This is a genomic window from Agromyces lapidis, from assembly GCF_009749405.1.
Classification (GTDB): Bacteria; Actinomycetota; Actinomycetes; order Actinomycetales; family Microbacteriaceae; genus Agromyces; species Agromyces lapidis.
Genome location: NZ_WBIQ01000001.1, coordinates 552,221 through 564,378, shown reverse-complemented (window position 1 = coordinate 564,378; position 12,158 = coordinate 552,221). Strand labels below are relative to the sequence as shown.

General features: G+C 71.1%; 10 protein-coding genes. 4 read left to right on the top strand and 6 right to left on the bottom strand.

Translation table 11 applies throughout. The features are described 5' to 3' along the window. Positions 1 to 43: 43 nt before the first annotated feature. From GQQ93_RS02420 to GQQ93_RS02405, 4 genes are all read right to left on the bottom strand, one after another. The gene (locus GQQ93_RS02420) at positions 44 to 307 is read right to left on the bottom strand and encodes a YlxR family protein (protein ID WP_157422605.1); all 264 of its coding nucleotides are present in this window, start codon (positions 305 to 307) and stop codon (positions 44 to 46) included. Positions 308 to 371: 64 nt separating this feature from the next. Beyond that, positions 372 to 1,370 carry a transcription termination factor NusA gene (gene nusA / locus GQQ93_RS02415; RefSeq protein ID WP_157422604.1) on the bottom strand — a complete coding sequence of 333 codons (999 nt, stop codon included), beginning with the start codon at positions 1,368 to 1,370 and terminating at the stop codon, positions 372 to 374. Positions 1,371 to 1,469: 99 nt separating this feature from the next. Continuing rightward, on the bottom strand, positions 1,470 to 2,561 hold the full coding sequence (locus tag GQQ93_RS02410) for an LOG family protein (protein WP_246192019.1): 1,092 nt from the start codon (positions 2,559 to 2,561) through the stop codon (positions 1,470 to 1,472). A gap of 163 nt (positions 2,562 to 2,724) precedes the next feature. Beyond that, on the bottom strand, positions 2,725 to 4,797 hold the full coding sequence (locus GQQ93_RS02405) for a PhoX family protein (RefSeq protein ID WP_157422797.1): 2,073 nt from the start codon (positions 4,795 to 4,797) through the stop codon (positions 2,725 to 2,727). A 211-nt stretch (positions 4,798 to 5,008) separates the two neighbouring features. Between GQQ93_RS02405 and GQQ93_RS02400 the strand changes: the two genes are divergently transcribed. After that, on the top strand, positions 5,009 to 5,956 hold the full coding sequence (locus tag GQQ93_RS02400; RefSeq protein ID WP_157422603.1) for an ion transporter: 948 nt from the start codon (positions 5,009 to 5,011) through the stop codon (positions 5,954 to 5,956). 104 nt (positions 5,957 to 6,060) lie between these two features. Then, positions 6,061 to 7,569 carry an alanine/glycine:cation symporter family protein gene (locus tag GQQ93_RS02395; protein ID WP_157422602.1) on the top strand — a complete coding sequence of 503 codons (1,509 nt, stop codon included), beginning with the start codon at positions 6,061 to 6,063 and terminating at the stop codon, positions 7,567 to 7,569. 57 nt (positions 7,570 to 7,626) lie between these two features. Here the strand turns inward: GQQ93_RS02395 and GQQ93_RS02390 are convergent, their stop codons facing one another. After that, entirely contained in the window at positions 7,627 to 9,390 is a 1,764-nt protein-coding gene (locus GQQ93_RS02390; protein ID WP_157422601.1) for a proline--tRNA ligase, read from the bottom strand. A 50-nt stretch (positions 9,391 to 9,440) separates the two neighbouring features. On the opposite strand from GQQ93_RS02390, the gene GQQ93_RS02385 reads away from it, so the two are divergent. Together GQQ93_RS02385 and GQQ93_RS02380 are read left to right on the top strand one after the other, a co-directional pair. Continuing rightward, positions 9,441 to 10,457, top strand: a complete 1,017-nt coding sequence (locus tag GQQ93_RS02385; protein WP_157422600.1) for a phosphotransferase — start codon at positions 9,441 to 9,443, stop codon at positions 10,455 to 10,457. A gap of 48 nt (positions 10,458 to 10,505) precedes the next feature. Next, positions 10,506 to 11,927: an RNB domain-containing ribonuclease gene (locus GQQ93_RS02380; RefSeq protein WP_157422599.1), complete on the top strand. Its 1,422-nt coding sequence runs from the start codon at positions 10,506 to 10,508 to the stop codon at positions 11,925 to 11,927. Positions 11,928 to 11,969: 42 nt separating this feature from the next. Here GQQ93_RS02380 and GQQ93_RS02375 read toward each other — a convergent pair whose 3' ends face one another. After that, positions 11,970 to 12,131, bottom strand: coding sequence for a hypothetical protein (locus GQQ93_RS02375; RefSeq protein ID WP_157422598.1), 162 nt, complete (start codon positions 12,129 to 12,131; stop codon positions 11,970 to 11,972). Between the last annotated feature and the right edge of the window lie 27 nt (positions 12,132 to 12,158).

The window sequence follows — 12,158 nt, the reverse complement described above, 5'->3', positions numbered from 1 at the left end:
CATCAATGGCGGACGGGACTCATTTCGAGCCGCTCATTAGTTGTCACTCATTGGTCATCACTTGTGGGTTCAGCCTGTTCTCTACGTTGCCGGTGTCCACCACGCCGCGAACTCGGAGCGCCCGCCCGAAGGCGCGCTTCCGAACGGCGAGCCGGTAGCACTCGGGTGTCGGATGCAGCCACGCACCCCTGCCCGGAAGCACGGCCGTGACATCGGCCACGACGTGGGAGTTCTGGGAGACGACCCTCAGAAGTGAGGATCGCGGGGCGCGCGAACGGCAACCGATGCACGTTCTGACAGGTTCCATCTTACACTCTGCGCTCATGCCCGCCGACGCGGCGGGCGGCCTGGCGCCGACGACCCTCGGCGGATCAGCCCTGTTCGAGGATCGAGTCGGGCTGGATGTCGATCTTCGCCCCGGTCAGCTTGGCGGCCAGACGGGCGTTCTGGCCCTCCTTGCCGATGGCGAGCGAGAGCTGGTAGTCGGGCACGAGGGCTCGGACCGCTCGCGTCGCCTCGTCGATGATGTACGCGCTCGTCACCTTCGCCGGGCTCAGCGCGCTCGCGACGAAGGTCGCGAGGTCGTCGGACCAGTCGACGATGTCGATCTTCTCGGCGCCGAGTTCGGCGGTGACCGCGCGCACACGCTGGCCGAGTTCGCCGATGGCGGCGCCCTTGGCGTTCACGCCGGGCTGGTTCGCGCGAACGGCGATCTTCGTGCGGTGTCCGGCCTCGCGGGCGAGCGAGACGATCTCGACGACGCCGTTCGCGATCTCGGGCACCTCGAGGGCGAAGAGCTTGCGCACGAGCGCGGGGTGCGTGCGCGAAACCGTGATCGACGGTCCCTTCGTGCCCTTCGACACACTGGTCACGTAGACGCGGATGCGCTGGCCGTGCGGGTACTCCTCACCCGGAACCTGCTCTTCGGGCGGCAGCATCGCCTCGACCGTGCCGAGGTCGACGTGCACCATCCGCGGATTCGGGCCCTGCTGGATGATGCCGGCGACGATGTCGCCCTCGCGTCCGCGGAACTCGCCGAGCACCGCGTCGTCGGCGATGTCACGGAGACGCTGCATGATGACCTGCTTCGCCGCGAAGGCGGCGATGCGGCCGAAGTCGTTCGGGGTGTCTTCGGCTTCGCCGATGACCTCGCCCTCTTCGTCGAGTTCGGGAACGAAGATCGAGACGTGACCCGACTTGCGATCGAGCTCGGCGCGCGCACCCGTGGGGTTCGCGTGGCCGTGCAGGGTCGGGTTCTGGTGCTTGAGGTAGGCCATCAGGATCGCCTGCTCGATGATCTGCACCAGTTCTTCGAACGGGATCTCTTTCTCGCGCTCCACCATGCGAAGCATGCTGAGGTCGATGTCCATCGCCCGGCCTCCTCTATTCAGCTCTCATGCCGCCACCCCTCGGAGCGGACACTCTACGGTACCGGATGCGGGGGCCTCCGAATACCCGGAGGGCGCGGTTCACTCGCCGGCGGCCGGCACCGCCGGCGGCGTCGCGTCGGTCGGCGCCGACGGCAGCGCGTTCAGCGCGCGGATGAGCCGGTGCAGCTCGCCCACGCGGTGCTGATCGGGCTCGAAGACGACCCGCGCCAGCCCGAGCGCGTCCTCGCTCTCGCGCTCGGGCCGGAGCGGCTCGGTCCGTTCGATGCGACCGCCCGCGAGGAGCCCGCCGAACCGCTCGTTCAGCTCGTCGATCTCGTCGTCGCCCGGCTGCGCGTTGAGGCGCAGCACGAGCCGGCTCCCGACCCAGCGCATCGAGTCGTAGTTGCGCCAGAATCCGGTGATCTCGGCGGCGGCGGCCTCCACCGAATCGGTGATGAGCACGCGGTCGAGGTCGTTGCGGTTGATGAGCCCCGCCGGCACGAGCGAGTCGTCGACGAATCGCTCGAGCCCCTCCCAGAATCCGACGCCCGGCGCGTCGAGCAGCACGATCGGCATGGGTTCGGCCTTGCCCGTCTGCTGCAGCGTCAGGAGCTCGAAGGTCTCGTCGAGCGTGCCGAAGCCGCCCGGCAGGCACACGAAGCCGCGCGACTCCTTCACGAGCATGAGCTTGCGGGTGAAGAAGTACTTCATCGCCACCCGGCTCGCCTCGGCGATCGCCTCGTTCGGCTCCTCTTCGAAGGGGAGCCGGATCGAGACCCCGAGCGCACGTCCGGGACCGGCGCCCGTCGTCGCGGCCTCCATGATGCCCGGCCCGGCACCGGTCACGACCATCCAGCCGTCCGCGGCGAGCGCGGATGCCACGTCCTGGGCCTGCCGGTAGAGCGGGTCGCTCGGCGAGGTGCGCGCCGAGCCGAACACGGTGACCTTCGGCACCTGCGCGTACGGGGCGAACAGCCGGAAGGCGCCGCGCATCTCCTCGAGCGCCGAGGCCGTGATCTTCAGGTCGAGCCGTCTCGTGCCGTCGGTGCCGAGCCGAAGCCCGGTGAGCACGATCCGCTCGATGAGACCCCGGTTCTCGGCGATGCCGGCCTCGTCGAGCAGGGCATCGACGCCCTCGAGGAGTTCTGCTGGGAGCGTCTCGTCGACGCGGCGAGCGGGCTGCATGGTCATGGCTCAAGCCTCCCACGGCATTCCGCCCACGGGTCGAGCGGAGGCCGCGCGGCTCGCGCCGTGCGGCCTCCGTTCTCATCGCCGCGCCCCCACGCGGCGGAGTCGGATCCGCGCCCCCACGCGGCATCCGACCGCTTCGCCCGACCCCCGTGCGGTGGGGCGCCTACCCGCGCCACACCTGCACGACCGAGGGCCTCGGCGCAGCGACCGCGCCGGGCGCCTGCGAGCCGTAGTCGGGGAACAGGGAGGTCGGCGCCGCGAAACTGCCCTCCTCGCCCGGGTGCTGCACCGCGACGAACACGACGCCCTCCTCCGCCCGGATCACGGGGCCGCAGGTCTCGGCGTCGCGCGGCACCGAGAGGAACTGCTGCACGTGCCCGCGCTCGGGTCCCTCGAGCGGCACCTTGAACAGGCCGTCGTTCTTGCGGATGGCCGAAGGTTGGCCGTCGGTCGAGATCCAGAGGTTGCCCTCGGTGTCGAACGCGACGTTGTCGGGGCAGGAGATCGGCGAGACCTGCTCCTTCGGGTAGCCGGCGAAGTAGGTCTGCGTGATCGAGGCGGGGTCGCCGCAGAGCAGCAGGATGCTCCATGCGAAGCGCTCGCCCGACTGGCCGCGCAACTCGGTGAGCTCGATGACGTGCCCGTCGCGGTTCGTCGCCCGCGGGTTCGGCTCGTCGACCGGCGGCCGGCCCGCGGTGCCGCGCTGGGTGTTGTTCGTGCAGGCGACGTAGACGCGGCCGCTCGTGGGGTGCGGTTCGACGTCCTCGCAGCGGTCCATCTTCGTCGCGCCGACGAGGTCGGCCGCGAGGCGGGTGTTCACGAGCACCTCCTCGATCGACATGCCGGCGACGGCGCTCGCGCCCTTGCGGGTGAGCGCGATCCACTCCCCCGAGCCGTCGAAGGCGCCGTCGCTCGGCAGCTTGCCGGTTCCGTCGATCTCGGCGGCGGGCGAATTGCCCGAGAAGCGCGCGACGAACAGGTCGCCCTCGCTCAGGAGGCGGCGGTTCTGCTTGCGCGCACCCGGGTTGTCCTTCGGGTTGAACTTGTGCTTCGAGACGAACTTGTAGAGGTAGTCGCCGCGCTCGTCGTCGCCCATGTAGGCGACGGCCCGGCCGTCCTCGGCGATGCGCACGTTCGCGCCCTCGTGCTTGAAGCGGCCCATCGCGGTGTGCTTCACGGGCGTCGACTCCGGGTCCTGCGGGTCGATCTCGACGATGTAGCCGAAACGGTTGCCCTCGTTCTCGTAGCCGGGCGCCGAGCCGTCGAATCGCGGATCCCAGGTCTCCCACCCGGTCGAGGTCGCGGTGTCGGCGAAGCCGTAGCGCTTGCGCGCGACGGTGTCGGGAGCCGCACGGAAGTAGCCGTTGAAGTTCTCCTCGCCGCTCAGCACCGTGCCCCAGGGGGTCGTGCCGCCTGCGCAGTTGCCGAGCGTTCCGTGCACGACGGTGCCGCTCGGGTCGCCCGCCGTCTGCAGCAGCGCCGAGCCCGATGCGGGGCCGGTGAACGCGAACTCGCTCTCCACCGTGATGCGGCGGTTGCGGGCGCCGCCCGTGACGATGCGCCACGGGCCGCCGATGCGGTCGCGCGCGACCTCGACCACGGTCATGCCCTGCGCGACCTTGTAGATCTCGCTGCGGCGACGCAGTTCGGCCGGATCGCTCGACGGCGGGAACATGATGCCGGGGTTCACGTACTCGTGATTCGTGACGAGCACGCCGGTGAGTCCGCCGCGGTCCGCGATCACATCGAGGTAATCGTTGTTGTACCCGAACTGGCGGGCCTGGGCCGCCGCGCTCTGGTTGTGGAGGTCGAACGCCGGCGCGTCGGGGAAGATCGGGTCGCCCCAGCGCACGAGGGCCTCCCAGCGGTACCCGGCGGGCACCGTGAACTCGTCGACGAGGTGCGAGACGGGGGTGATCGGCTCGAACGGCAGGCGGGATGCCGCGGCGGTACGGGTGGCCGCGAGGTCGCCCGCGACGCCGAATGCGGCCGCCTGGGCGGGGGCGGGCTTCATCGCGCCCGCCGCGACGAGGGTGAACGCGCCCGCGGCGCCGAGGCCGAGCAGCGCGCGCCGGCTGAGGGCGGCCGAGGCGAGCGAACGGAACTCGGGGTTGCCCGAGGTGTTGCATTCGGGCCCGAGACACGCGTCGGCGCACTTCAGGCGGCAGGTCACGGGCGACCGCTTCCCCCTGGCGTGGTCGATGATCGGCAGCGAACGGCGGGTCTGGTCGGCCAGGGTCACGGGGGCGTCCTCACTCTCGGGGTCTCACGACGAGCGTGGGTGCACCGGGCGACGCGCACCGGGCGCCGGGGTGAACGCCCGGTGAAGCTGCGGTCAACGCTCGGTGGCGGATCGCGCGCGGCGCGGTTCGCACGGCACGCCGCCCGCTTCCAGCACAATGGATGCCGCGGCGGCTGCGCCGCCACGACCAGCACGAGGAGCAGTCATGCGCAGGCAGCGCGCGAAGGTGCGGACCGAACTCAAGAACACGGCCTACGAGATCTTCATCGGCGTGCTGTCGATCCTGTCGATCGCGAACCTCGTGTTCGTCTACGCGTTCAGCGGCGACGGAGCGCTCCAGCTCATCCTGTCGGTCATGAACGGGCTGTTCAGCCTCATCTTCCTCGGCGACTTCATCTACCGGATGGCGACCGCGCCGTCGGCGGCGCGCTACTTCTTCCGCGGTTTCGGCTGGGCGGACCTGCTCGCGAGCCTGCCGTTCCCGCAGCTCAAGGTGCTGCGGCTGTTCCGGCTGCTGCGAGTGCTGCGACTCATGCGCGACCTCGGGCCGCGCACGATCTGGAACACGCTCATCCACGACCGCGCCAACAGCACCCTGATGACGCTGCTGCTGCTCGGCGTCTTCGTGCTGCAGTTCGGCAGCCTCTCGATCCTCGCCGTCGAGGAGCACGCCGAGGGTGCGAACATCACGTCCGCCTCCGACGCGCTCTGGTACACGATCGTGACGATCTCGACGGTCGGATACGGCGATCAGTTCCCGGTCACGAACCCGGGGCGCACGCTCGGCGCCGTCATCATCATCGTCGGCGTGGGGATCTTCGGCACGTTCACCGGGTACCTGGCCAACCTGTTCCTCGGCCCCCAGCGGGACGCCGATGCCGACGGCGGATCCGCGGGCGGCAAGCCGGAGGTCGTCGTCACGGCCGACTCGTCCGACGACCTCGCGAGTGCCGCGGCGACCGGCGTCGCGGCCGGTGCGCTCTCGGGGGCCGTGGCGGCCGGATCGAACGCCGGCGACGGCAGCGATCCCGCGGAATCGCCGGGAATGGCGTCAGCCGAGCTCCGCCTGCGTCTCGCCGCACTCCTGGAGCAGTCCGAGCAGACGTCCGCGGAGCTGCGGCGACTCCTCGCCGGCGCCGCCCGCGATGACTGACCCCGCGGACGCCTCGGCCGTCGCCCGAAGCTCTCCGGTGCCGCCCGGCCCGCCGCGGCGGCGCGCCACCGCCGGGCGCGACGATCGCTCGGCATACTGACGGAATGGATCTCCTCAACGATTGGGTGCTCGCCGCGGGCGACACGCTCTGGACCTGGATCGTGCTGCCCGTCGTCGCCGTGCTCGGCGTCTACTTCACGGTGCGCTCGGGGGTGGTGCAGTTCCGGTTGATCCCCGAGATGTTCCGAACCCTGACCGACAAGACCCCGCGCGACGCCTCGGGCGAACCGCAGTCGGTCTCGGCATTCCAGGCGTTCACCATCTCGGCCGCCTCTCGGGTCGGGGTCGGCAACATCGCGGGCGTCGGCACGGCGATTGCGGTGGGCGGGCCCGGCGCAATCTTCTGGATGTGGACGATGGCGTTCATCGGCGGCGCCTCGAGCTTCGTCGAGTCCACCCTTGGTCAGCTGTTCAAGGTGCGCGACCGCGACGGATTCCGCGGCGGACCCGCCTACTACATGGAACGCGGCCTCAAGGCGCGCTGGATGGGGATCCTCTTCGCGATCATCCTGATCATCTGCTTCCCGTTCGCGTTCTCGTCGCTGCAGGCGAACACGATCAGCGCGACGGTCTCGTCGACGATCGCGCCCGAGGGTGCGCCGGGCTGGGTCCCGTGGGTCGTCGGCATCGCCCTCGCCGCGCTCACCGCCCTCGTCGTGTTCGGCGGTGTGCGACGGATCGCCTCGGTCACGCAGGCCGTCGTGCCGCTCATGGCACTGCTCTACCTGCTGCTCGGACTCGTGATCGTGGCGCTCAACATCACGAGCTTCCCCGAGGTCTTCGCCTCGATCTACACGCAGGCGTTCGGCTTCAACGAGGTCGTCGGCGCCGCACTCGGCACCATCGTGCTCACCGGCGTCAAGCGCGGGATGTTCTCGAACGAGGCGGGTCTCGGTTCGGCCCCGAACGCGGGCGCGAGCGCGGCGGTGACGCACCCGGTGAAGCAGGGGCTCGTGCAGACCCTCGGCGTCTACTTCGACACGTTCCTCGTCTGCTCCATCACCGCGTTCATCATCCTGGTCTCGAACCCCGACCTCGAGAACGCCTCCAAGGGCATCGGACTCACGCAGGACGCGATCGTGAGCAATCTCGGCGCGTGGTCGAGCATCCTGCTGACGGTGATCGTGTTCCTGCTGGCGTTCAGCTCGATCCTCGGCAACTACTACTACGGCGAATCGAACATCGAGTTCATCAGCGCCCGTCGATCGGTCCTCACGAGCTACCGAGTACTCGTCGTCGTCGCGATCCTCGTCGGCTCCGTCGCGTCCTCCGACCTGATCTGGAACACCGCCGACGGCATCATGGGACTGATGGCGCTCGTGAACCTCATCGCGATCGCGCTGCTGTCGGGAATCGCGTTCAAGCTGCTGCGCGACTACACGCGGCAACGACGCGAAGGGCGCAACCCGGTCTTCACCCGAGACCTGCTGCCCGAGGTCTCGGGCATCGAGTGCTGGGAGGACGAGCTGACCGTCACGGGACCCATCGATGTCGCGACCCTCCGCCGCGAAGCGGAGAAGCATCGCGACCATCTGCACGACGACCACCGCTGACACGTCGGCGGGGTGCGCCCCGAAGGGCCCACCCCGCCGAGCGTTCGGCGCAGCCGGTCAGCCCTGCAGCGCGGCGACGACGCCGTCGAGCGGCACCTGGGTGCGCTCGCCCGTCGCACGATCCCAGACCTCGACGACGCCGTCGGCGACGCCGCGGCCGGCGATCACGATCTTCGGCACGCCGATGAGCTCTGCGTCGCCGAACTTCACGCCGGGCGACACCTTCGGGCGATCGTCGTACAGCACCTCGTAGCGCGCGCCCTCGAGCTCGGCGACGATCCGCTCCGCGGCCTCGAACACCGCCTCGTCCTTGCCGGTGGCGACCACGTGCACGTCGAACGGGGCGACGGCGGCGGGCCAGATGAGGCCCTTGTCGTCGTTGTGCAGCTCGGCGATGATCGCGAGGATGCGGGTGATGCCGATGCCGTACGAGCCCATCGTGACGGTCGCGAGCTTGCCGTTCTCGTCGAGCACCTTGAGCCCGAGCGCCTCGGCGTACTTGCGGCCGAGCTGGAACACGTGTCCGATCTCCATGCCGCGGGCCAGTTCGACCGGACCCGAGCCGTCGGGTGCGGGGTCGCCGGCGCGCACGTCGGCGATGTCGACGACGCCGTCGGCGGTGAAGTCACGGCCGGCGACGAGCGACAGCACGTGCTTCTCGTGCAGGTTGGCGCCGGTCACCCAGGCCGTGCCGTCGACGACGCGCGGGTCGACGAGGAAGCGGATGCCGCTCGTCGACTCCTCGCCGAGCACGGGACCCTCGGGCGACCACGGCCCGATGTAGCCCTTCACGAGCGCGGGGTGCTTCGCGAAGTCGGACTCGGTCGCGGCCTCGACCTCGGCGGGGGCGAACGCCACCTCGGCGCGCTTCATCTCGACGTCGCGGTCGCCGGGCATGCCGACGACGACGAGCTCGCGCGTGCCGCCCGGGTGGGTGAGCGCGAGCACGACGTTCTTCAGCGTGTCGGCCGCGTGCCACGGGCGGTCGGTGCGCGCCTGGTGGTCGTTGACGTGGTCGACGAGGCTCAGGATCGTGGGCGTGTTCGGCGAGTCGAACACGATCGGCGCGGGCTGGCCCTCGATGGGCAGCGCCTCGGGCGCGAGCGTCTCGAACGCCTCGACGTTCGCGGCGTACCCGCCCGCCGACCGCACGAAGGTGTCTTCACCCACGGGTGTCGGGTGCAGGAACTCCTCGCTCTTCGAGCCGCCCATGGCGCCCGCGTCGGCCTTGACGATGACGTACTCGAGTCCCAGGCGCGTGAAGATGCGCTCGTAGGCGTCGCGCTGGGCCTGGTACGAGACATCCAGCCCCTCGTCCGAGATGTCGAAGGAGTAGGCGTCCTTCATCGTGAACTCGCGGCCGCGCAGGAGGCCCGCGCGGGGGCGCGCCTCGTCGCGGTACTTGTCCTGGATCTGGTAGATCGAGAGCGGCAGGTCCTTGTATGACGAGTACAGGTCTTTCACGAGCAGCGTGAAGACCTCCTCGTGCGTCGGCGCGAGCAGGTAGTCGGAGCCCTTGCGGTCCTGGAGGCGGAAGAGCGCCTCGCCGTACTCGGTCCACCGGTTCGTGACCTCGTAGGGCTCGCGCGGCAGGAGCGCCGGGAAGTGCACCTCGTGCGCTCCCGCGTTCTCCATCTCCTCGCGCACGATGCGCTCGATCTTCGCCTTCACCCGGAGGCCGAGCGGCAGCCATGCGAACACGCCCGGGGCCTGGCGGCGGATGTAGCCGGCGCGCACGAGCAGCCTGTGGCTCGTGACCTCGGCGTCGGCGGGGTCTTCGCGGAGCGTACGGAGGAAGTAGTTCGAGAGACGTGTGGGCACCCGACGATTCTACTGAGCACGATGGATGCCTCCTGCCCTATCGTGCTGACATGGATCAACACCGGCCCTTCTCCGCCGAAGTGACGTCGGACGGCTGGCACGATGCCGCCACCGCATGGGCGGCCTCGGCGCTCGGTGAGCGCGGCGCCGGCGTCACCGCCGTCGCGCAGCCGCGGGTGCGACCGTGGTCGACGCAACTCGTGATCGACGCGGGGCGCGGCGAGGAAGCGGCGCGGTTCTGGTTCAAGGCGAACTGCCGCGCGCAGGCGTTCGAGCCGGGGCTCCAGGCGTTCCTCGCGAGCGTGCTGCCCGACGCGGTCGCCGACCCGATCGCCGCCGACCCCGAACGCGGGTGGATGCTCACCGCCGACCACGGCGCGACGCTCCGCGAAGCGCGCGGCGAGGCGGGCGCCACCGCGCACGACTGGCTCGCGGTCGTCGCCGAGTGGGCACGGGTGCAGCGCGCACTCGTGGGCCGCGCCGAGGAGATCGCGGCGCTCGGGGTGCCCGACTGCTCGCCCGGCACCGTGCCCGCTCGGTTCGAGCTCATGCTCGAGCGAGTGCTCGGGCTCGCCCCGGGGCATCCCTCGGCGCCCGGCGACGAGACCGCCTCCGCGCTCCGCGCCGCGCGACCGAGGGTCGCCGAGGCGGCCGAGACCCTCGCCGCGAGCGGGCTGACCCCGACGCTGCAGCACGGCGACCTGCACCCTGGCAACGTCTTCGCCGCCGCCGCGGGCGAGCCGGGGCGGCTGCGCGTGTTCGACTTCGGCGACGCGCAGTGGGCGCACCCGGTCGAGGCGATCCTCATCCCTACGGCCGTCATGGAGTACGGCGGGCTCGACCCGACTCCGGTCGAGGCGGCGTTCCGCGGGGCGTGGGCCGAGTCCGGCGCCCTCGACGACGACCGCTGGGCCGAACTCGTCGCCGCCGCTGAGATCACTCAGGCCGTGAACCGCTCGCTCACCTGGTGGGACTGCCTCGCCGAGGCGAGCGGGTCGGAGACGAGCGAATGGGGCGAGTCCGTGCTGCGGCACCTCTCGCGCGTGCTCGGGCGCGACGACGACTGACGAAGCCGACGAGGCATCCCGTCGTGGGCGCCTCGTAGGCTGGGGGCCATGCCAGCCCGCCGCCCGCATCTCACGGAATCCGTCGCGCAGAGCGAGCTGGCCGACTCCCTCGCCGCGCTCCGCGCCTCGCTCGACCTGCCCGAGGCGTTCCCGCCCGAGGCGCTCGCCGAGGCCGAGGCCGCATCGGCGCCCGCGCCGGCCGCCGACCTCCGCGAGCTCCCGTTCGCGACGATCGACCCCTCCGGCTCGACCGACCTCGACCAGGCGATGCACCTCGCTCGACGCGGCGACGGCTACCTCGTGCACTATGCGATCGCGGACGTCCCCGCGTTCGTGGCCCCCGGCGGCGCCGTCGATCTCGCGGCACGCGGGCGCGGACAGACGCTCTACGCCGCCGACGGCCGCATCCCCCTGCACCCGCCCGCGATCGGCGACGACCGCGCGTCGCTGCTGCCCGGGGTCGATCGCCCGGCCTTCGTCTGGCGCTTCGAGCTCGGAGCCGACGGCGCGATCGCGAGCACCCGCCTCGAGCGCGCGCTCATCCGCTCGAGGGCGCGTCTCGACTATCCCGAGGCGCAGGCGCTCATCGAGGCAGGCGATCGCGACGCACCCGTCGCCCTGCTCGGCGAGATCGGCCGCGCCCGCATCGAGCAGGAGCGGCTCCGCGGCGGCGCGAGTCTCAATGCGCCCGACGAGGAGATCGTGCGCCGCGACGGCGGCTACGACCTGCTCCGCCGCACGCCCCTGCCCGTCGAAGACTGGAACGCGCAGCTCTCGCTCATGACGGGAATGGCCGCGGCCGCCATGATGCTCGACGCCCGGGTCGGGGTGCTGCGCACCATGCCCGCACCCGATGGCGAGCGGCTCGCCGCGTTCCGACGGCAGACCGAGGCGCTCGGATGCCCCTGGCCCGACGAGCTCTCGTACGGCGAGTACCTGCGCGGCCTCGACCGCAGCGACCCGCTCGCCCTCGCCGTGCTGCAGGTCGCGGGCGGGCTCTTCCGCGGGGCCGGTTACGTCGCGTTCGACGGCACCCCACCCGCCGAGACCGAGCAGGCGGCCCTTGCCGCACCGTACGCGCACGTCACCGCCCCGATCCGTCGTCTCGTCGACCGATGGGGCCTCGTCGTGTGCGAGGCGGTCGCCGCCGGTCGCGAGGTCCCCGACTGGGCGCGCGACTCCCTCGCCGCGCTCCCGCCGATCATGGCCGCCTCCGCGCAGCGCGCCGCCCAGCTCGACTCGGGCTCGATCGCCCGCGTGGAGGCGGCCCTCCTCCACGGCCGGGTCGGCGAGCGGTTCACGGCGACGGTGCTCGAGCTGCGCGGCGAGCGCGCGGTGTTCCAGCTCGAGACGCCCGCCGTCACGGCGAGCTGCCCGGCGCCGGCGGGTGCGCGGGCCGGCGGCACGATCGAGGTCGTGCTCGAAGCGGCCGACATCAAGGCGGGCACGGTGCGCTTCAGCGCGGTCTGAGGCCCCGCTCGACAGAGTCGTGCAGCCCGTTGCGCGTGGAACTCAGTCGCCTTCGACGTCCTCCTCGTCGGTCATCGCGAACTCCTCGACCTCGTCGGCCTCGTCAGCCTCGTCGGCCTCGTCCGTGCCCTCGTGAAGCGTTCCCATGCCGTCGGGATACCCCGCTGTGTCGGGATACTCGAACTCGGCGCCGTCGCCGCTCATCACGGCCCCCTCTCGCCACCGGATGCC